The following is a 20,808-nucleotide window of genomic DNA, read 5'->3' as shown; positions in this document are numbered from 1 at the left end:
AACGCAATAAAAAAACGCAGTTGGAATGAGCAACTGCGTTGAAATGTATAGGTACAAGCCAGCGTACCTATAGCGAGGAACTTATTTTCTTAACCTGTTAATACTTGGCTGTGCATTTGCTCGTTTAATACAACGACCTCAGCACGTTTAAAAAAGTTAAAGTCGGTTGCTGTAGCAAGTGTGTAGGCACCCATCATACGGCTAATAATTAAATCGCCATTGTTTAGTTTTGGCAGCATAATTGAATCACTTATTACATCTATACTGTCGCATGTGGGGCCTGCAAGTACCGACTCAAAACGCTCGCTATCTTGTTTTGCACTATCGATAGGGTAGGCTGCTTCATCAAACATTAAACCGCTAAAAGAGCCATAAACGCCATCATCTAAGTAGTACCATGTTTTACCTTCGCGCGTGGCTTGTCCCATTACAGAGGCAACACTGGTTACACTACTTGCTACAATAAAACGGCCAGGTTCAGCAATAATTTGCATTGTTTCCGGTAATTGTGCCAACGCGATATTAATAGGCGCACAAAATACATCAATTGGTAGCACATCTGCGCTGTACGGCACAGGAAACCCACCACCAATATCGAGCGTACTAAGTGCTGGTAAGCCTAACTCAGCCACCTGTTTAACCACTTTTGCAGATGCATTTATCGCTTCAACGTATTTAGTTGGGTTAGGTGATTGCGAGCCAACATGAAACGATAACCCTTTAATACGAATACCAAGTTGCTGGGCAAGGCTAATAATGTCGATTGCCGCCTCTGGGCTGCAGCCAAACTTTTTAGATAAATCAGCAAATGCATCTTTATTACGAAAGCTTAAACGCACTAAAATTTCGGCTTGATCTTTATAGGCAATAAATTTTTCAAGCTCGTTAATGTTATCCACCACAAACACTGTACAGCCGTAGGCAAGTGCGTCGCGAATGTCACTGTCGCGCTTTATTGGGTGCGTGTGAATCGTACGCTCGCTTGGTACGCCTTGGCTTGCTACTAAGTCAACTTCGCCACTGGTTGCTAAATCAAAGCTTGCGCCTTCATCTAACAAAGTGCGCACAACAGCAGCATGCGGTAAAGGCTTTAAAGCAAAATGTAACACAACGCCAGGCAGTGCATGTTTAAGTGCACGGTATTGACGACGTATAGCGTCGCAGTCAAGCACCATTAGAGGTGCGCCAAATTGTGAAGCAAGTTGTTCAATGTGGGCAATACTCGGTTGCGCGCAATCAATTGCTTGATTTGCAGCAACCGCTGCTGCAGGTACTTTAGTTACGGTGTCTTGTTGTTGTGTTGATAAAGCCATTTTATTTTCCGAGTCAATTAAGCAACTGCTCGGGTATGGTATATCCACGAGTCAGTTGAGTGAGATCAATAGTGCAAACGCACAGTCAAATTCACTCTTGGATAGTTGCTCTATCGCCTTGCTACAAACGGGGTTTGTAATGTACTCGGATTGGCTATCATCAAGAAGCGGCGAGATAATAATGTAGGTTTTTATCCAGCGCAATAAAAATTTTAAATAAATTTAAAATAATTTATTTGCTATTAAAATCATTGGCTTATGTTGATTTGTGGTGTTTATCTTGACGATTGATTTTACTCATCAGAGGTTAAGTATACGTGCTCTTGAGAGTAAGCAAGCATCATAGCGCTAGATGTATCAGCACTATAGGCTTGTTGTAAACTTTTTTGTAAGCGGTCGTAAATTTCGGGGGTGTTCATTAAAATATTGATGGTTTTTATTACTTTTTCGCCAAGCTCTGACTTACTACATGCAAAGTAGCCATTAACAAATTCTGGAAATTCAGCTATTTCACGACTATCTATTTGTTTTAGTTGCTCACTGGTGAGTGCACCAAGTACGTTAACCTCGTAATCGACAATCATGTCTATTCTATTATGGATGAGAAGTTGAGGTAGTTGAGAGCTGGTATCTTCTGAGCTTATCGCTGCAATTTGCTCATTATACTTTGTTAAAACAGGCTCAAGTTTTTGATAACTCGTTCCTGAGTCTACGGCAAGGGTAAAGTCTTTTTCTAGTAGTTGAGCAACAGAGACTCGTTCAGGAAAGTTTTGTAAGGTGCGTTTAAATGCGTATATTTTTCGTTGCTCGTAAATAGTAGTTGGTATATTTGAGAACAAAATATGTTTTTCACGCTCGGGCGTTTTTATTATATCGTAGCTGCATACTGCTTCATTACCCATAAGCCGCTTGATTAAACGAGCTTGGTTGGTCCACTGCAATTTAGTATTAATTGTATGATTGAGCAGGCTTTCGAACGTTTTATCTGAGTTTAAAAAGCCATCAGTAGACGCATTCGCTCTAGAGAGTAATGTAAGTGGTTCATTTGCATGGCTCAATGATGATATAAGCAGTACATGCAAGATAATCAAAAATTTAGTAAATACAGGCATAAAACTTAGTGTAAATGTTCTAAATATTTTTGTCATAAAAAAAGCCCAAACGGGCTTTTTTTAAGTTAAAACATTAAGGCATGTTTTATTTTTAACGCGCGTTAGTGCTTTCAAAGATTTTATCAGCAGAGGCTGCAACAAACCCCGTGTAAAGCTCGCCATCGGCTTTAGGGTATCTAATGGCAAACTCATAAAAACAGCTAGGGATGCGCAGTTCGCCGTCGCTAAAGGTGACAGCGTAATCATCTGCAAGGGTTGATGATTGCTCTAATAACACCTCTGGTGAGCCTTTTACTTCGCCGCCTGATGTATTTAGGGCGAAGCCTGCGTCTTTAAGTGCTTGGTTAACATCCTGAATATTATCAAACTTAGCAAGCATATTAATATTTACAGTAAAGTGGTTTGCACGGTAGCCCCATGCCGACATCCACGCTGCGTACTCACTTTCAGCAAGTAACTGCTTGTATGTGTCGCTACTTACTTGCCAATGGGTGCCTGAGTATAAAAAGTTATCGGCAGTTACTGCGTTTTCATCTATTTGCTCTACCATATCTGTGACAATGGCTTGTAACTCGGGTGAACACTTTTCAACTAATAGCTCAGAAATAAATACTTTAGGTTGCTTAGGGTCGCTATGCTCGTAGTGTTTAGCATAGAGCTTTTTAGCTTCAAAGTGGTATTCACCACACTCTGTATAACCAAGTGCTAAAAAGTGCGCGGCTAGTTTTTCTAGGCCTACTTTTTCAATATTAAAGGTCCGCAGCGCAATATGGTCGTTAATAATGTCATCTTTTTGCGTTGAGCCTAATAAATCATGAATTTTATCTGCCGAGGGGGTAACGGCTAAATAGTTATCCCATAGGTTTTCAAATAATGTATTTACGTTAGTGTGCATGTTAAATCCTTAAATTGGGTTATTCACTTATTCAATTACTAAGCCTGGCGCTAAAGTTTGTGGCAGGTTTACCTTATCGGCCTCAACTGATGCTACAGGGTAGGCACAATAATCAGCGGCATAATACGCACTGGCTCGGTGGTTACCACTTGCGCCTATGCCACCAAACGGTGCTGCACTAGAGGCACCCGTAATAGGGCGGTTCCAGTTGACAATGCCGGCACGAATGCGCTTTAAAAAGTGGCTGTAATCATCTTCGTTATCGCTAAGTAAGCCTGCTGATAAACCAAAGCTGGTGTTATTAGCCTCTGCTATTGCGCTGTCAAAGTCGTTGTAGCGATACACTTTAATGAGCGGGCCAAAGTGTTCTTCATCGGCCATGTTGGTAATGTTAGTTACATCAATAATACCTGGGCTTACAAACCCAGTGCCTGCTTTTAGCTGCTTAAGCTCAACAAGTATTTCGCCACCACTTGCAACTAATTCATTTTGCGCTGCAACCATGCCTAAGGCGGCTTTTTCGCTGATCATGGCGCCCATAAATGGTTGAACGCTTGCAAAGCTGTCATCAACAACAATGTATTTAGTTGCGCTAATAAGTTTTTCTAAAATAGCATCGCCATTGAACGATTTTTCAATAAACACACGGCGTGCACAAGTACAGCGCTGGCCAGAAGTAATAAAGCCCGATTGAATAATATCGTGCACTGCAGCGCTTACATCGGCTACGTCTTTAACTATTAAAGGGTTATTACCGCCCATTTCAAGCGCTAATATTTTACCTGGGTGGCCTGCAAACTGTTTATGTAATAAATGGCCGGTGTTTGAGCTGCCGGTAAAAAATAAGCCGTCTATGTTTTGATGCGAAGCAAGAGCTTTACCTGTTTCTACTTCACCTTGCACTAGGTTAATAACACCTGCTGGTAAGCCTGCTTTTAACCAAAGTGATAAAGTAAATTCAGCAACGTGAGGGGTTAGTTCAGACGGTTTAAATACCACGGTGTTACCCGCTAAAATAGCCGGTACAATATGGCCATTAGGTAAATGCCCAGGAAAGTTATACGGGCCAAATATAGCCACAACGCCGTGTGGTTTATGGCGTATAAAGGCTTTTGCACCCGGCATTGGGTTTTCAGTGGTGCCGGTACGCTCGTTGTACGCTTTAATCGAAATGGCCACTTTACCTGTCATAGCGCCTACTTCTGTGCGTGTTTCCCAAAGAGGCTTGCCGGTTTCGCGCGCTATAATGGCTGCAAATTCTTCGCTGTGCTCTTTTAATTGTGCTACAAAGTTTTCAAGTATGGTTATACGCGACTCAATTGGCGTATCTGCCCATTGTACTTGTGCGGCTCTAGCTGCATTGATTGCAGCATCTACTTGCTCGGCATTTGCGCCTTTACCTTGCCATACAACTTCGCCGTTACTCGGATTAACAGAGCTAAAAGCGGGGCCTTGGCCTGTATGCCATTGGTTATTTATAAGGTGTGTGTTCATATTTGTTTTACAGGCGGAAAAAACGCGCTGCATCTCCTTGGGATAAATTAAGGGCATCAGCCACTTCTTGGCTTATTACTAATGTGTGCTTAGCGTGGTTATAGTGGGCGTGCTGGGTAAAGGTTGCTCTAAACCCACTTACACCTTGATTACAAACGGCTAAAGTATCTGAGCTGTGCTGGCTAATATGTTCCAGCTCGCCAATAGTAATAGGGCATACTTGAGATTCACGAATACTGCGAATATTACCAAGTTTGGCTTCTACCGTTGGGCCTGCATCAAACAAATCAACGTAGCCACGGTGCTCAAAACCTTCTTTTTCGAGCAGTTTAAGTGCCGGTTTAGTTTTTTCATGCACGTTGCCAATCACTGCTTGGGCTTTTTTACTGAGTAAGTTTACGTAAATAGGGTATTTAGGCATTAACTCACTAATAAACACTTTATCGCCAAGCCCCACTAAATGATCGGCCTTGGGAAACTCAATACTAAAAAAGTGCTCTTGCAGCCACTGCCAAAACGGTGAATGACCATCTTCGTCGCTTACACCACGCATTTCAGCAATCACTGTATCGGCAAAGCGTTCGCTGTGCTGCGCCATAAATAAAAAGCGTGAGCGTGATAAAAAGCGCCCGGTTAAGCCTTTACGGCTGTTTTCGCGCAAAAACAAAGTACATATTTCAGAGCATCCGGTGTAATCGTTACACATGCTTAAAATATCAACGGTGTTATAAACATTAAGTGTAGGCGAGTGGTGTACTGTTTTACCTAAATGGTAATGATAAAGCGGCACCGATAAGCCAACAGCGGCTTCTATGGCGGTTGTGCCAATGACCTCACCTGTTTCACTGTCTTCTAAAACAAATAGGTAGCTTTCATCTAACGGCTGATTGATATTTTTAGCAAAGCTTTTTTCGGCGCGGTCTATTTTGTCTTTTAATTGCTGATCGTCAACCGGAAGTGAGGTAAACCCATGGCCCGATTCAATCGCAATTTGCTTAAGTGCAGCAAAGTCTTCAGTGGTAATAGGACGTAATACTTGCATTTATTACTTGCTCCAACAGCGCGCCCTAAGGCGCGCTTAATTAAATTAGCCGTTTACTACGTCGCTTACTGCTTTTTCAAAGCGTGCTAGGCCTTCTTTAATATCTTCAAATGGAATAACTAAAGAAGGGGTAAAACGAATAACATTCATGCCTGCAACAAGGTTCATTAAACCATTGTTAGCACTGGCAACTAAAAAGTCACGTGCACGGCCTTCAAATTTATCGTTTAATACCGCACCAATAAGTAAACCTTTACCACGTACTTCACTAAATACGTTGTATTTTTCGTTTATTGCATTTAAACCATCGCGAAATAGTTGTTCACGCTCTTTAACGCCGTTGAGTACATCCGGTGTGTTTACGGTGTCAAATGCAGCTTCTGCTACTGCACAAGCTAGTGGGTTACCACCGTACGTAGAGCCGTGCGTACCAACTTTTAAGTGCTCGGCGATATGAGTACGAGTGATCATAGCGCCAATAGGAAAACCACCGCCTAAAGCTTTAGCTGTCGTTAAAATATCGGGCACTACACCTAAACCTTCGTAAGCGTATAAATCGCCAGTGCGGCCAACGCCTGTTTGTACTTCATCAAAAATTAGCAGTGCATTGTGTTTAGTACATAACTCGCGTACTTTTTTAGCAAATTCGTCGGTAGGTGAAATAATGCCGCCTTCACCTTGTAGTGGCTCCATCATTACGGCACATGTTTTATCACTGATAAGTGCTTCAAATGCTGCAATGTCGTTGTAATCACAATGCATAATGTCGCCAGGTTTAGGGCCAAAGCCATCAGAGTAAGCAGCTTGTCCGCCCACCGTCACAGTAAAAAATGTACGGCCGTGAAAACCTTTGTTAAACGCAATGATTTGTGATTTATCTTCGCCGTGTTCGTCAAGTGCAAAACGACGAGCAAGCTTAAGAGCCGCTTCGTTGGCTTCTGCGCCTGAGTTTGCAAAATACACTTTATCAGCAAATGTCGCTTCAACCATTTTTTGTGCTAAACGCAGGGCTGGCTCATTAGTCATTACATTTGATAAGTGCCAAATTTTCTCGCCTTGCTCTTTTAAAGCAGATACAAGCGCTGGGTGACAGTGGCCTAAACAATTAACGGCAATACCGCCTGCAAAATCAATAAGCTCATTGTTATTTTGATCCCACACACGTGAGCCTTCGCCGCGCACTGGAATAACTGCCGACGGATTGTAGTTTGGCACCATTACATCGTTAAATAAGTCTCTTGTTACTTGCATTATGTACACCTAAAAATTGTGAATATTGAATAAAGATTAGCAAAATAAAAACGTTAGCGTTTTCTCAGCTAGGTAATTTTTGTTATTAAGCACTATTATCGAAGGTTGTAGGTTAAATTTGCAGTGCTATTTTGTGAAAAATGATTACAATAAAAGTCAAAATAACGAAATTAATAAGCAATATGATAACTTCACAAGACGAAAAGCTACTTTCAATTTTAAAAACCAATGCAAGAGCCAGTATTTCTGACTTGGCACGCATGCTTAATTTATCGCGCTCTACCGTGCAAAGCCGTATGTTAAAACTTGAAGAAACAGGAGTTATAAAAGGCTATAGCGTAGACTACGGTGAAGACTATTTGACCAGTATGGTCTCGGCTCATGTATCTATAAAGGTGATGCAAAAACTCACCACTAAAACCAATTTAGAACTTAAACAGATTGATGCTATTTCTCAGCTTTATGCCATTAGTGGGGAGTTTGATTTAATTGCTGTAGTGCAAGCGCAAAACTTAGAAAAGCTAAGCCATTTACTTGATGATATAGGTAATTTAGATGGGGTAGAGCGCACAACGTCGTCAGTGATTTTAGAAACAAAATTTAAGCGTTAAAGTATAGTGTTACTGAAGCGAAAGGTTACCTATTGATTTAACTTAATATTTAATTTTATCGAAGTTAGGTATTTTGGCAAAGCCTTACTATACTTATTGTAATTAACACAATTATTTAGCAATGGATTATGCCCACAACGTTATTTTTTGCACTTTTAACTTTAACTGAACCCTTAAAATTAGGTACCAATGTATCGCTTACAACACCAGATAATGCGGTTAACCAAGTGCAATGTATTTTACACAATATGGACATGCCATTTGAGTTGCAGTCGTTACCTTGGCTGAGGGCTCGTCGCGAGGTAAAACAAGATAGGTTGGATGGGTATTTTACAACGCATTTAACCTCTGAGATGAGCCAGTATGGTAAGTTGTCGTCACCTATTTACCTAGAAAATTGGTACTGGTTTACTCATCCCGATAGCGTTAATAAAGACCCGAAAAAATTACGTTATGGCGTGGTCCATGGCAGTTATCAGGCTAATTGGTTTAAAACGCAAAATATTACCTCGCTGCTTGAAGTAAACTCGCTAGAAGAAATAGTAAACGTACTTCACCATCATAGAGTAGACAAGGTATTACTTGATTTAGATGACTTTAATAATGCTGCCGATCACTTAGGTATTGACGCATCTGCCTACCCGCGCTCATTTTATCGTTATGTGCCTTTAGGTGTTTTTGCTGCTAATAAGCTTATTAATTCGCACCCTTCTTTTTTAGAAAAATTCAACGAAACGATTCCTCAATGTGCCCCTGCACCGTTTTATTTATCACAGGGTGAACAAGTACAAATACTAAATACGTTGTTAGAGCCAATCAAGGCGTTAATTTCACAGCCAATAATTACCGATGCCGCGGCGCAAAGTAACCATATAAAGCTGAAAAACAAAGCGCTTAAACTCGCTGACGAGCTTTGGATAAAAGAAGTTAAAACACATCAACATGATTTAGCTAAAAATATGCTATTTACTGATGCTTCATTATATTTAAAACAATGGCAAAGGCAGTTCAAAGGCATAATTACCGAAATTATAGTGACAGATAAGCAAGGTAAAAATGTGGCTATAAGCAAAATCACCAGTGATTATTGGCAAGGGGATGAGAATAAATTTAGCCTCGTATACCAGCAGTCTTTAGTGTATCGCTTTGACAGTGTTGAATATGATGCTTCAACACATCATTTTCAGGTGCAATTAAGTCTACCCATAAAAAATGCGAAGGGCGATCATATTGGCGTTATTATTTTGGGAGTTGATGTAGAAAAAGCGCTGCACTCATTTAATAACAACGCATTAAATTAATAGCGTGTGCAGCGTCTATTAAAGCCCGCTTGTATAGCAAAATTTTGTGTAGCTATTTATTTACGGCAGTCTTTGGCGCTTGTCTGATAACGGTTTTTTGTGCTTCGTTTAATTTAATAACGTAAGCATTTCCTCCTACCAGCCCTTTAAATTCTTCATCGGTAAAAATAAGTGTATTATCATCATAAAAGGTGATCGCTTCTTTTTGCGTGACAATACCTAAATCGATTCGAGACACATCACCAGAAAAAAACTTGTCGCCTTTAAAGTTCTCGAACAGCCAAATGCTTGTAGAATCAAGTAACACAAGTTTAGTCCTGTCAGGGCTAAGAGCAGCGGATGTGATCCAACAGAGTTTTTCTAGAGTTGTGCATGTTTTAAATGAATCAATTAACTGAGCATCAAAATTGGCTGCATGATCGCCCACTTTATAAACATTGGTTATGCCATCGAAAGGTTCGGTTCTATTTTTGGTAAATAAATATAAATGGCGTTTGTATTCTACAAAGGCTTCTAAATCAAAGTTGCGTTTGTTAGGAGTAATGGGAGTGCCATCCATTTCAGGATAGGTGAATTTAATAATTTCGGCTTCGGTGGTCTCTGTTTTTATATCTATTGGGTTTTCTATTTTATAGATAGTTAACCACTTTCTGTCGTTTTTATTATTGCCAAAATCACCTAAGAAAAAATGACCAAATTTATTTTGCGTCATGTCTTCCCAGTCTATATTTTTAGCATTCGTAACAAGGATTTCTTTTTCAATAGCGCCATCTTCGCCCAGGCGATAAAGTTTAGGGTCGTCACCGCCATCGTTAATCGCCCACAAGCGCTTTTTTTTATCAAACTCAATGCCTGAAATTTCTTTTAATTTAGGGTCTACTGATAATTGCTTTTTACTATAAAGGGTATATACAGAAAGGCTTACAAAGGAGGCAAGTGCAATAAATACAATTACCGTAGTAAATAAAATGCTTTTTTTCAACATGAAATTTTTGGTATTTCAGAGACGTAAGATGCTGTGTATTATTACTTAAGCACACTGATAACGAAAGAATTTTATAGGTTAGTGTGAACCTTTATACGATTTTTTGCTCAATATATTAATAATGAAAAATGATTAAGTTGGTTTAATACTTGCTGTACATTAGTTTGTCATTAATAAGCGAAAATTTTTATCGTAATCGCACCTTATATGTGCAGCTAAAAACTTTTTTGCACTGTAATAATGCGTAAATAAAAGTTTGTTTAAATTACCCGCGTTTAATGATGTTTAAATGCACCCCACATCGCCCTTTAAAGTGTTGTATCGGCCCTGTGGCAAAGATTAAGTACCCATTTTGGTTTAGTTGGAGCCTACTATGTTGAATAAACGTTTTTTCAAAACAAAAAATGAAGCTGAAGTTACCTTTGAGTTTACCCACCCTGATGCAGAGCAAGTAAGTTTACTTGGCGAATTTACCGATTGGCAGCCGGTGCCTATGAAGCTTAATAAAAAAGAAGGGGTATTTAAATGTAAGCAACGCTTGCCAGTTGATCAGCAGTTTCATTTTCGTTACTTAATTAATGGTGATATTTGGGATAATGACCACCAAGCAGATGACTACCTACCTAATACATTTGGCACAGAAAATAGCATAGTGAACACTCAACGCATAAATTAAGGCGAGTAAATGGACGCACTTTCGCAGTTGTTTTATCTGCACGGTATTGGTTATGAGTTTACTAAATACACGGGCGAGCAGGTTATATTTAGCGAAGACACGCGCAAACGTGCCTTACAATGTTGTGGTGTAAATACCGAAGATGAACACCAAATAGCACAGCTTAATTATCAATTAGATGTTGCGCCTTGGTTAGAGTTAGCACCCGATACCAGCTTAGTGAATTTAACTGATAACCTTTTTTATATTCGCATAGATGAGCGTCAACTTGATTTACCTGTTGCGATAACGTTGCCACAGTTAAACGTTACCTATGAGCGTGCTAACTTACATAATTTGGCCATCACTGGCGATTACTATGTACATGGCGTGCGTTATATTGAAGTAGCAGTGCCGTTAGGGGCTATTCCGGTAGGTTATCATCAGGCGCTGGTTAGTGTAGGGGAGCAAAGCAAAGAGATTCAATTGTGGGCCACCCCAGAAAAAGTTTTTCAAGTAGATGATACTAAGCGCACTGGACTTTCGCTGCAGTTGTACACAGTTAAAAACAAAGCAGGCCTAGGTATAGGGGATTTTAATGATTTACTAGAGCTATGTGACTTATGTGCGCAGCAGCACATGGACTACATATTACTCAACCCATTACATTTGCTGTTTGCACAGCAAAGTGAGCGAGCCAGTCCCTATAGCCCTAATAGCCGTGCGTTATTAAATCCTTTGTACATTTGTGTTGAACTATCAGCTGATGCTAAAAACAATCCACAATTAGATGCTTTGTTACACAGTGATGAGGTAAAAGCGCTTTTTAACAGCAATGAACAGTTTATAAATTATGAAAAAGTAAGCGCAGTTAAATATACATTATTTAAAGCGCTATTTAGTCATTTTGAAGCACATGCCAGCGCTTCACGACGCGATGAGTTTGCCCAGTTTTGCAAACAAAACGCCCAAACCCTAACTACGCTAAATTCAGCCAATCCTACCTTTGATTACTACTTACAATGGCAGGCTAAATTACAATTAAGCCATTGTCAGCAGCACTGTTTAAATAAAGGCATGGCAATAGGTTTAATTAATGACCTTGCTGTTGGTTGTGCAGGAGATGGCGTTGAGTATCAATCTCAGCAATCACTTTTTAGTGATAATGCCAATGTTGGCGCACCGCCAGACCCTTGGGCGCAAGCAGGGCAAAATTGGGGGCTGCCTGCGCTTAACCCGCAACAATTAAAAAATGATCACTTTGCCTTTTATCGCTCACTTATTAGCGCAAACATGCAAGGCGTTGGCGGTTTGCGCATTGATCATGTTATGGCACTAAGGCGCTTATGGTGGTGCTTTGAAAATAACCATACACAAGATGGCTGTTATGTTTATTACCCTTTCGAGCACTTATTGGCTATTTTAAAAATAGAGTCTCACCTTAATCAGTGCATAGTAATAGGTGAAGACTTAGGCATAGTCCCGCCCGAGGTAAAACACGCACTTGCTGTAAGTGGTATTTATTCAAATAGCTTATTTTATTTTGAAAAACAACATGATGGTGAGTTTTTACCGTTACAAGAATTACCTAAGCATTGTTTAATTATGATAGCGAATCATGACGTACCGCCATTTTGCGGCTGGTGGCAAACAGATGATTTAGATATTAAACGCCAGTATCAGCTTATTGATGATCAGCAGTACCAACAGCAATTGCACGAACGACAACAAGAAAAACAACGATTACTGCGTTTTATACAGTTACATAGCGCAGAGCAACTTAGCGAAACTAGCGATGCTATGTGCGTTTACGGTGAACTTGCCAAAGCACTTGCACACAGTGAGACCCGTTTATTTGCACTTCAGCTTGATGATTTAGATAAACAAACGTATCCGGTGAATATACCCGGTACTAATACCGAATACCCAAATTGGCGCCGTGTTTTAACTCATTCAAGCAACGCTATTTTTAAAAATAATGCCAGTACTTTGGCTGCAGTTAATTCAATAAGGAAAGGATATGAGTAGTACCGCACCAAAGGATTCATTACAGACCCATTACGACGCACAGGTAACTGCACTTCAAGGCGGCAGATTTAAAGACCCTTTTAGTTTTTTAGGGGCACATGCTTATAAAAATGGCTACGAAATACGCGTGTATTTACCCGCGGCTAAAAATGTAAATATTATTATTAATGATAAAAAAGTTATTGCTAAGCGTTATAACAGTAGCGATTTATTTATTGCAACAAGCAACGAAATGCCCTCCCAGCCTTATAAGTGCAACGTTGAATATGCAAACTCAGCATTATGTTTTTACGATGAATATAGCTTTGTAAGCAGCCTAGATACAGATGCAATGTATTTATTTAACGAAGGCAGTTTAGAGCATGCATATAAACATTTAGGCGCACACTTTATTAATCAACAAGGGGTTGATGGAGTGCGTTTTTGTGTGTGGGCGCCAAATGCAGCCAGTGTATCTGTTATTGGCGAATTTAACCTTTGGCAAGCTAATCGTCATTATATGCGTTTTCATCCTGCGTGTGGTGTATGGGAGCTTTTTATCGCAGGGCTTCAGCCCGATACCTGTTATAAATTTTCTATTGTGACACAGCAAGGCGAAGTGCTTGAAAAAGCAGATCCGTTTGCCTTTAAAATGCAGCAATCCCCGGGTACGGCCAGTGTGTTACAACAGCAAGCAACGGCTATTTCGCTCAGTGATAGCGAGCTTAAAAATCGTCAAAAGCGTAACCATATAGACGCGCCCATAAGTATTTACGAAGTGCACTTAGGTTCATGGCAAAGGGCTGAAGAAAACCGCTATTTAAGCTATAGCGAACTTGCCGACAAACTGGTTAATTACACGCTTGAAATGGGCTTTACGCATATTCAATTAATGCCAATAAGTGAATACCCGTTTGATGGTTCTTGGGGTTACCAGCCGGTGGGGTTGTTTGCACCAACTAGTCGTTTTGGTGATTACAGCAGTTTTAAATACTTTGTACAGCAGTGTCACAAAGCAAACTTAGGCGTGCTACTTGATTGGGTGCCTGGGCATTTTCCTAGTGATCCGCATGGTTTACACCACTTTGACGGCACGTATTTATTTGAACATGCCGATATTCGACAGGGCTTTCATCCTGATTGGAATACCTATATTTATAATTACGACCGCCCGGAGGTTAAAAGCTTTTTAATCTCTAATGCGATGTATTGGCTAGAGCAATTTGGCCTTGATGGACTGCGCGTAGATGCGGTGGCTTCAATGCTTTATTTAGATTACAGCCGCAAAGAAGGTGAATGGGTTGCCAATTGTTATGGTGGGCGAGAAAACCTTGGCGCTATTGAGTGCTTAAAGCAGGTAAATTTGCGTAGTTATAAAAATAATCCGGGCATTATGATGGTGGCTGAAGAGTCGACCGCGTGGCCGGGGGTCACTCAAAGTGTTGATCACAATGGCTTAGGCTTTGGCTACAAGTGGAATATGGGGTGGATGAACGACAGCCTTCATTACATGCAACATGATCCGCTTTATAGGCAGCATCATCATCACGAAATGACCTTTTCTATGGTGTACGCATTTAGCGAAAATTACATTTTACCGCTAAGTCATGACGAAGTTGTACATGGAAAAGGTTCGCTAATTGAAAAAATGCCTGGTGATGATTGGCAAAAATTTGCCAATTTACGCGCGTATTACGCATTTATGTGGGCGCACCCCGGTAAAAAGCTGTTGTTTATGGGAGGCGAAATAGCACAGCGAAAAGAGTGGGATCACAACCATTCTATTGATTGGCATTTGCTAGAGCATAAAAGCCACCGCGGTATACAAAACACTGTACAAGCGCTTAATACTGTTTATAAAAAGTCGCCTGCACTGTATGAACTCGACTCAAGCCCTGCGGGTTTTGAATGGATAGATAACAACAATAACGAGCAAAGTATATTTAGTTTTGTACGTTATGCTAAAAATGCCCACGACTTTATTGTAGTAGTGGCAAACTTTACGCCTGTTTCTTATCAAGAGTATGAAATTGGGGTACCCGCAGCGGGTAAATATAAGGTTATTTTAAACACCGATGATGACGCTTTTTTTGGCTCAGGTATTAAAGTAACAGCAAACAAAAACGCCACGGTTAGTAGCGTTAAGGCAAGCGCTCATGGCTTTTCGCACAGCATTAAAATTGCAATGGGCGGGTTAACGACTATTTATTTACAAAAGGTTGAAGATGAGTAATCGATTTGAGGTTTCACATGGGCAACCACAGCCACTTGGCGCAACTATTAGCAGTGGCGGCGTTAACTTTAGCTTGTACGCACCTAAGGCAACACAAGCTTATGTGTGCTTATTTGATAAAAGCGGGCACTCTGAAATATTAAAAGTAACCATGCATATCAACGAAGGCGGTATATGGACAGCCCATGTAGCGCCCTTAGCTGAAGGCGCATTATATGGTTATCGCGTAGAAGGGGAGTACAGCCCTGAAAAAGGTCTGCTGTTTAACGAGCACAAGTTGCTGATTGACCCTTATGCAAAAGACTTATTTGGCGAATTCACATGGAGTGAGCGCCACTATGGGCAAATGCCTATTGGCACGAAAAGCACCGTTAATAATGCCATTGATATACCTAAATCACGGGTTATAAATAGCCAGCCTTATAAACATAAGAAGCCAAACCATAGCTGGTCTAATACCGTTATTTATGAGTGCCATGTAAAAGGCGCCACGTGCCGACACCCTAATATTCCTAAAAATTTGCAAGGCAAATTTTTAGGCTTAAGCCACCCTAGCTTTATTGAGCATTTACATAATTTAGGGGTTACCGCACTAGAGCTGCTCCCTGTGCATGCTTTTATAAGTGAGCAGTTTTTAACGGCAAAGGGGCTGCAAAATTATTGGGGCTACAACACGCTCAACTTTTTTACCCCGCATAAAGATTATTTAGTTGATGATGACATTAACGAATTTAAGCGCATGGTTAGCGAGCTTCATAAAGCGGATATAGAGGTTATTTTAGATGTGGTTTATAACCACACCGCAGAAGCGGGCGCCGATGGGCCGATTTTATCGCTCAGAGGGCTAGATAACCTAGCTTATTACCGGACGGTGGCTGATAAGCCTCAGGTGTATATAAACGATACAGGCTGCGGTAACACCATTAATATTGATCATCCTAAAACCTTAAAGCTGGTACTTGATAGCTTACGTTATTGGGTGCAAGTAATGGGAGTAGACGGATTTAGGTTTGATTTAGCCACCATTTTAGGCCGAAATGCCCATGGTTTTAATAGCGCCCATGCGTTTTTTCAAGCCATTGAACAAGACCCTGTATTAAGCCGTGTAAAGCTTATTAGTGAGCCCTGGGATATAGGGCCAGGAGGTTATCAACTGGGTTCTTTTGCTGCACCTTGGCGAGAGTGGAATGACCAATACAGAGATGTAATACGCCGATTTTGGCAAAGCGAAGAAGGCGTTATTGCAAATGTAGCAAAGCGTATTCATGGCTCATTTGATATTTTTGAGCACAGCCAGCGCGGGCCGCTAAACAGTATTAATTTTATTACCAGCCATGATGGTTTTACGCTTGCCGATTTGGTGAGTTATGAGCATAAACATAATGAAGCGAATGGCGAGCAAAATCGCGATGGCCACAGCGCTAATCATTCCACCAATTGTGGTGTTGAAGGATTTACTAATGATGCCAAAATTATTGCCCTAAGGCTGCAGCAACAAAAGAACTTTTTACTTACACTAATACTCTCAAAAGGGGTGCCTATGATTGCCTCAGGCAGTGAAATGGGTCACTCGCAAGGGGGCAATAATAATGCGTATTGTCAAAATAACCGCACCAGTTGGTTGGCATGGAAAGACTCACAGCTAAATCATTCACTAACCCGATTTATTGACGATGCACTAAAAATAAGGCGTGGTCACAGTGCGTTTAAACACAGCGTGTTTTCAGAAGATATTGACGAGCGCTTTACGGTTAAATGGTTTACCGAGCAAGGCGTAAAAATGACCAACGAGCATTGGCACGAGCCACTGCGCCAGTTTTTAATGTATAGCTTGTTAGATAAGCAAAATAAATACGCCTTATTAATCATTTTAAATGCGAGTAAAAAAACAGTTTTTTGTAAGTTACCCCCATCGCCAATCGCGGCGCAATGGGACATGGTTTTATCAAGTGTACATAACGCATCGGTGAGTAGTAAAGAGGATGCAATAGTCGAAATTTCAGCACAAAGCAGCTGGGTTTTTAGTGCAAATTTAGAGGACGATGGTCATGTCTAAGCAAGACGAAAATGTGTGTGTGGTAAAAGGGTGGCAAGAAGGCCCTGTAATTGATGAAAGCACTTTAAAAGATGATTTAACTCGGCACTTTTATTACAGTTTAGGGCGTGACAAAGTGGGTGAGTCGCAACTGTATTTATATCATGCGCTTGCGCTGACAATCAGAGATCGGCTGGTTGCACGTTGCAGAGAAACCAAACAACAAATCAAGCAAGAAAAACGCCGTAAAACAGCTTACCTATCGCTAGAATTTTTAATGGGTAGAGCACTTGGTAATGCAATTTTAAATCTCGACTTAGACGAACAAGTCTCCAGTGCACTGCAAGAGTATTGCACCACAATTGAAACCGTAGCCCAGGCCGAGCACGATGCAGGGCTAGGTAATGGTGGCCTTGGGCGTTTAGCTGCCTGCTTTTTAGATAGTTGTGCAAGCCTTGCACTTCCCGTGGTTGGTTACGGTATTCGTTACGAATACGGTATGTTTAACCAATCATTAAAAAATGGCCACCAAGTTGAGCAACCCGATAACTGGCTTCGTGAGGGGCACCCGTGGGAGCTTGCCGCGCCTGAGCAATCACAACGAGTGAAGTTTTTTGGGCACGTACAAAGTTATACCGACAAACATGGGCGCGAACACCGTCAATGGGTTGGTTGTAACGACGTATTAGCTGTGCCATATGATGTGCCTATTCCTGGTTATAAAAACGACATTGTTAATACGCTAAGGCTATGGAAATCAGAAGCGACCGACGAATTTAACTTAACCGAGTTTAACGCGGGGAGTTATTCAGAAGCGGTAGCGCAAAAAAACCTAGCAGAACAAATCACAATGGTGCTTTACCCAAATGACAGCAGTGAAAATGGTAAAGAGCTTAGATTGCGCCAACAGTACTTTTTATCATCAGCGAGTATTCAAGATATCGTATCGCAATGGGTTGAACAATACGGCGAAGACTTTAGTGACTTTGCAGCACATCATGTATTTCAATTAAACGATACGCACCCAAGTATTGCCGTGGCAGAGTTAATGCGCATTTTGGTTGATGACTACGAGCTTGATTGGGATAACGCGTGGGAAATTACAACCAGCACAATGGCTTACACTAACCACACGCTATTGCCAGAGGCTTTAGAAAAATGGTCGGTGCCGCTTTTTGCAAAACTATTGCCGCGAATTTTAGAAATTATTTATGAAATAAACGCCCGCTTTTTAGCGCAAGTGGCTCAGCATTGGCCAGGCGATGCAAGTAAACAGCGCGCGCTTTCGTTAATTGAAGAAGGCGACGTGCCGCAAATACGCATGGCTTATTTAGCGATTGTGGGTAGCTATTCGGTAAATGGTGTGGCCGCACTACATACCCAACTTTTAAAAGAAGGGCTATTTAAAACCTTTTATGAGCTTTGGCCTAACAAGTTTAATAATAAAACCAACGGGGTTACCCCAAGGCGTTGGTTAGCGCACTGCAACCCGGCCTTGAGTCATTTAATTACAGAAAAAATTGGCTCAAAATGGGTTAGCGATTTTGCAGATATAAGCCAATTACGCCGCTACTTCGACGACACCGCGTTTCATCAGCAATGGCAAAATGTTAAACGCGAAAACAAACAACGTCTCGTCGATTTAGTGAAAGAGCGCTGTGGTGTTGATTTTGATGTAGAGATGATGTTTGACGTACAAGTTAAACGTATTCACGAATACAAGCGCCAGTTATTAAATGTACTTCATGTTATTCATTTATACGATCGTATACGCCGAGGCGATACCACAAACTTAGTACCACGTTGTGTGCTGCTAGGGGGTAAAGCCGCCCCTGGTTATTACATGGCTAAAAAAATAATTAAGTTAATTAATAACGTAGCTGAGGTTATTAATAAAGACCCACTTGCAGCGCCTTATTTACGAGTTGCGTTTTTGCCAAATTATAATGTAACCGCAATGGAAACTATTTGCCCTGCAACCGATTTATCAGAGCAAGTATCGACCGCAGGTAAAGAAGCATCAGGCACTGGTAACATGAAGTTTATGATGAATGGTGCGCTTACTATTGGTACGTTAGATGGGGCGAATATTGAAATTAGAGACGCTGTTGGCGCTGATAATTTCTTTTTGTTTGGTGCCCAGGCTCATCAAATTGATGATATTAAATCGCGATATAACCCTTCACATTTAATAGAGCAAAACAGCGACCTAAGCCATGTAATGCAGTTACTCGAAAGCGGGCAATTTAACCTGTTTGAGCCTAATTTATTTGACGACATTATTAATGCTATTAAAAGCCCTGACGATCCGTGGTTGGTTGCACATGACTTTGAAAGCTATGTGGCAGCGCAAAAGCAGGTAGAGGCTGCGTATCAAGACCAAACGCATTGGACGCAAATGAGTATTTTAAATACGGCCGCAAGCGGCATATTTTCAAGCGATAGAACCATAAGCCAATACAGTGAAGATATTTGGCACCTAACCCCCCTAACTATTAGTGAAACAGACTTACACGCAACTACGAGCCATGCCACTAAGAGCACAGACTAAACGGAGAGAGTATTATGCCTAGTTATGCAAATCGTTACATAAGTAGCTTAACCCGAGATACGTACGCGTTAATACTGGCTGGTGGACGCGGCTCACGCTTACACGAATTGACAGATTGGCGCGCAAAGCCCGCTGTTTATTTTGGCGGTAAGCACCGTATTATCGATTTTCCATTATCAAATTGTATCAATTCGGGTGTGAGGCGTGTAGGCATAGCCACACAGTATAAATCGCACTCTTTGATTCGCCATGTTAATCGCGCCTGGGGCCATTTTAAAAAAGAGCTGGGGGAGTCGGTTGAAATTTTACCCGCATCTCAGCGTAATGGTGATGAGTGGTATTGTGGGACTGCCGATGCGGTTTTTCAAAACATGGATATTATTCGCCACGAACTGCCAAAATATGTGATGATTTTGTCAGGCGATCACGTTTATCGAATGGATTACGGCGCTCTATTAGCCGAGCATGTGCAAAAAGGCGCCGACATGACTGTATGTTGCCTTGAAGTACCTGTTGAAGAGGCTGCAGATACCTTTGGGGTAATGACTGTTGATGAAAAAAATCGGGTATGTCGCTTTGATGAAAAGCCTTCGATCCCCAGCTCTGTCCCTGGTAAGCCAGGTACCTGCTTAGCCTCTATGGGCAACTATGTGTTTAATACTGAGTTTTTATTTGAGCAGCTAAAAAAAGATGCTGAAAATGAAGGTTCTGGCCGCGACTTTGGGCACGATATTATTCCGGCAATTATAGAAGAGCACAGTGTGTATGCGTTTCCGTTTAGAGATCCCATGCAAGAAGGGCAACCTTATTGGCGCGATGTAGGAACGTTAGACTCGTTTTGGGAAGCCAATATGGAATTGGTAATGCCCGAGCCACAGCTAGATTTATACGATCCAACCTGGCCTATTTGGACCTATCAAGAGCAGTTGCCACCGGCTAAGTTTATTTTTGATGATGAAGATAGACGAGGTATGGCGGTAGACTCAACGGTATCAGGAGGGTGTATTGTATCGGGCTCAGTGGTTAGAAAATCACTGCTGTTTTCAAACGTGCACGTGCGTTCATTTTGCGAAATAGAGCAATCGGTTATTTTACCCGGGGCTCTCATTAATCGTCATTGTAAAATTAAGCGAGCCATAATTGATCGAAGCTGTGAAATACCCGCAGGGCTTGAAATTGGCTACGATAGAAAAGCCGATGAAGAAAATGGCTTTAGGGTGTCTAAAAAAGGCATCGTATTAGTCACCCGTGATATGCTCACGGAACTTGCTAAAAAGCTTGAACGTCAAGCACACGAAAATAAAAAGTTCGCTTAAAATCGGG

The 20,808-nt window shown here is 41.2% G+C and carries 15 protein-coding genes; 8 read left to right on the top strand and 7 right to left on the bottom strand.

The annotated features are described in order from the left end of the window. Nucleotides 1-89: 89 nt before the first annotated feature. The 6 genes from PSH48_RS06045 to PSH48_RS06020 form a co-directional block, all read right to left on the bottom strand. The gene (locus PSH48_RS06045) at nt 90-1,313 is read right to left on the bottom strand and encodes a type III PLP-dependent enzyme (protein WP_082430524.1); all 1,224 of its coding nucleotides are present in this window, start codon (nt 1,311-1,313) and stop codon (nt 90-92) included. 293 nt (nt 1,314-1,606) lie between these two features. Next, nucleotides 1,607-2,461 carry a transporter substrate-binding domain-containing protein gene (locus PSH48_RS06040; protein WP_085065560.1) on the bottom strand — a complete coding sequence of 285 codons (855 nt, stop codon included), beginning with the start codon at nt 2,459-2,461 and terminating at the stop codon, nt 1,607-1,609. 55 nt (nt 2,462-2,516) lie between these two features. Continuing rightward, entirely contained in the window at nt 2,517-3,320 is an 804-nt protein-coding gene (locus tag PSH48_RS06035; protein WP_256846281.1) for a DUF1338 domain-containing protein, read from the bottom strand. A gap of 27 nt (nt 3,321-3,347) precedes the next feature. Next, the gene (gene astD, locus PSH48_RS06030; protein WP_273611122.1) at nt 3,348-4,814 is read right to left on the bottom strand and encodes a succinylglutamate-semialdehyde dehydrogenase; all 1,467 of its coding nucleotides are present in this window, start codon (nt 4,812-4,814) and stop codon (nt 3,348-3,350) included. Between the two features lie 7 nt (nt 4,815-4,821). Further along, the gene (gene astA, locus PSH48_RS06025; RefSeq protein ID WP_154944711.1) at nt 4,822-5,856 is read right to left on the bottom strand and encodes an arginine N-succinyltransferase; all 1,035 of its coding nucleotides are present in this window, start codon (nt 5,854-5,856) and stop codon (nt 4,822-4,824) included. A gap of 45 nt (nt 5,857-5,901) precedes the next feature. Then, the gene (locus tag PSH48_RS06020) at nt 5,902-7,107 is read right to left on the bottom strand and encodes an aspartate aminotransferase family protein (RefSeq protein WP_273611121.1); all 1,206 of its coding nucleotides are present in this window, start codon (nt 7,105-7,107) and stop codon (nt 5,902-5,904) included. A gap of 182 nt (nt 7,108-7,289) precedes the next feature. On the opposite strand from PSH48_RS06020, the gene PSH48_RS06015 reads away from it, so the two are divergent. Both PSH48_RS06015 and PSH48_RS06010 read left to right on the top strand, forming a co-directional pair. Next, nucleotides 7,290-7,718 (top strand): Lrp/AsnC family transcriptional regulator, encoded by a 429-nt coding sequence (locus PSH48_RS06015; RefSeq protein WP_031289416.1) that lies wholly within the window; start codon nt 7,290-7,292, stop codon nt 7,716-7,718. A 128-nt stretch (nt 7,719-7,846) separates the two neighbouring features. Beyond that, nucleotides 7,847-9,019 (top strand): cellulose-binding family II protein, encoded by a 1,173-nt coding sequence (locus PSH48_RS06010; protein ID WP_273611120.1) that lies wholly within the window; start codon nt 7,847-7,849, stop codon nt 9,017-9,019. Nucleotides 9,020-9,071: 52 nt separating this feature from the next. Here PSH48_RS06010 and PSH48_RS06005 read toward each other — a convergent pair whose 3' ends face one another. Continuing rightward, the gene (locus PSH48_RS06005; protein WP_029774473.1) at nt 9,072-10,004 is read right to left on the bottom strand and encodes a hypothetical protein; all 933 of its coding nucleotides are present in this window, start codon (nt 10,002-10,004) and stop codon (nt 9,072-9,074) included. Nucleotides 10,005-10,377: 373 nt separating this feature from the next. On the opposite strand from PSH48_RS06005, the gene PSH48_RS06000 reads away from it, so the two are divergent. From PSH48_RS06000 to glgC, 6 genes are read left to right on the top strand one after another with little or no spacing between them, the layout of a single operon-like run. After that, entirely contained in the window at nt 10,378-10,680 is a 303-nt protein-coding gene (locus PSH48_RS06000; RefSeq protein WP_004586437.1) for an isoamylase early set domain-containing protein, read from the top strand. Nucleotides 10,681-10,689: 9 nt separating this feature from the next. Continuing rightward, nucleotides 10,690-12,687, top strand: coding sequence for a 4-alpha-glucanotransferase (gene malQ / locus PSH48_RS05995; protein ID WP_273611119.1), 1,998 nt, complete (start codon nt 10,690-10,692; stop codon nt 12,685-12,687). Next, nucleotides 12,680-14,899, top strand: coding sequence for a 1,4-alpha-glucan branching protein GlgB (gene glgB, locus PSH48_RS05990; RefSeq protein ID WP_273611118.1), 2,220 nt, complete (start codon nt 12,680-12,682; stop codon nt 14,897-14,899). Before malQ ends, glgB begins: the two co-directional genes overlap by 8 nt. Further along, nucleotides 14,892-16,955, top strand: a complete 2,064-nt coding sequence (glgX, locus tag PSH48_RS05985; RefSeq protein ID WP_273611117.1) for a glycogen debranching protein GlgX — start codon at nt 14,892-14,894, stop codon at nt 16,953-16,955. Before glgB ends, glgX begins: the two co-directional genes overlap by 8 nt. Continuing rightward, on the top strand, nt 16,948-19,485 hold the full coding sequence (locus PSH48_RS05980; protein ID WP_273611116.1) for a glycogen/starch/alpha-glucan phosphorylase: 2,538 nt from the start codon (nt 16,948-16,950) through the stop codon (nt 19,483-19,485). The genes glgX and PSH48_RS05980 overlap by 8 nt, the downstream gene beginning before the upstream one ends. Nucleotides 19,486-19,499: 14 nt before the next feature. Beyond that, on the top strand, nt 19,500-20,801 hold the full coding sequence (gene glgC, locus PSH48_RS05975) for a glucose-1-phosphate adenylyltransferase (protein ID WP_004586432.1): 1,302 nt from the start codon (nt 19,500-19,502) through the stop codon (nt 20,799-20,801). Nucleotides 20,802-20,808: the final 7 nt, after the last annotated feature.

Origin of the sequence: Pseudoalteromonas sp. Angola-4 (assembly GCF_028599265.1) — a bacterium.
Taxonomy (GTDB): domain Bacteria; phylum Pseudomonadota; class Gammaproteobacteria; order Enterobacterales; family Alteromonadaceae; genus Pseudoalteromonas; species Pseudoalteromonas atlantica.
The sequence above is the reverse complement of the archived record's forward strand: the minus strand, read 5'-3'. Positions and strand labels throughout refer to the sequence as shown.

Excerpts from the sequence above, each read along its gene's own strand:
- glgB (WP_273611118.1), top strand. The coding sequence starts at position 12,680 with ATGAGTAGTACCGCACCAAAGGATTCATTACAGACCCATTACGACGCA.
- PSH48_RS06005 (WP_029774473.1), bottom strand. The coding sequence starts at position 10,004 with ATGTTGAAAAAAAGCATTTTATTTACTACGGTAATTGTATTTATTGCA.
- PSH48_RS06035 (WP_256846281.1), bottom strand. The coding sequence starts at position 3,320 with ATGCACACTAACGTAAATACATTATTTGAAAACCTATGGGATAACTAT.
- PSH48_RS06015 (WP_031289416.1), top strand. The coding sequence starts at position 7,290 with ATGATAACTTCACAAGACGAAAAGCTACTTTCAATTTTAAAAACCAAT.
- PSH48_RS06010 (WP_273611120.1), top strand. The coding sequence starts at position 7,847 with ATGCCCACAACGTTATTTTTTGCACTTTTAACTTTAACTGAACCCTTA.
- astA (WP_154944711.1), bottom strand. The coding sequence starts at position 5,856 with ATGCAAGTATTACGTCCTATTACCACTGAAGACTTTGCTGCACTTAAG.
- PSH48_RS05980 (WP_273611116.1), top strand. The coding sequence starts at position 16,948 with ATGTCTAAGCAAGACGAAAATGTGTGTGTGGTAAAAGGGTGGCAAGAA.
- glgC (WP_004586432.1), top strand. The coding sequence starts at position 19,500 with ATGCCTAGTTATGCAAATCGTTACATAAGTAGCTTAACCCGAGATACG.
- PSH48_RS06020 (WP_273611121.1), bottom strand. The coding sequence starts at position 7,107 with ATGCAAGTAACAAGAGACTTATTTAACGATGTAATGGTGCCAAACTAC.
- PSH48_RS06040 (WP_085065560.1), bottom strand. The coding sequence starts at position 2,461 with ATGACAAAAATATTTAGAACATTTACACTAAGTTTTATGCCTGTATTT.
- PSH48_RS06045 (WP_082430524.1), bottom strand. The coding sequence starts at position 1,313 with ATGGCTTTATCAACACAACAACAAGACACCGTAACTAAAGTACCTGCA.
- glgX (WP_273611117.1), top strand. The coding sequence starts at position 14,892 with ATGAGTAATCGATTTGAGGTTTCACATGGGCAACCACAGCCACTTGGC.
- malQ (WP_273611119.1), top strand. The coding sequence starts at position 10,690 with ATGGACGCACTTTCGCAGTTGTTTTATCTGCACGGTATTGGTTATGAG.
- PSH48_RS06000 (WP_004586437.1), top strand. The coding sequence starts at position 10,378 with ATGTTGAATAAACGTTTTTTCAAAACAAAAAATGAAGCTGAAGTTACC.
- astD (WP_273611122.1), bottom strand. The coding sequence starts at position 4,814 with ATGAACACACACCTTATAAATAACCAATGGCATACAGGCCAAGGCCCC.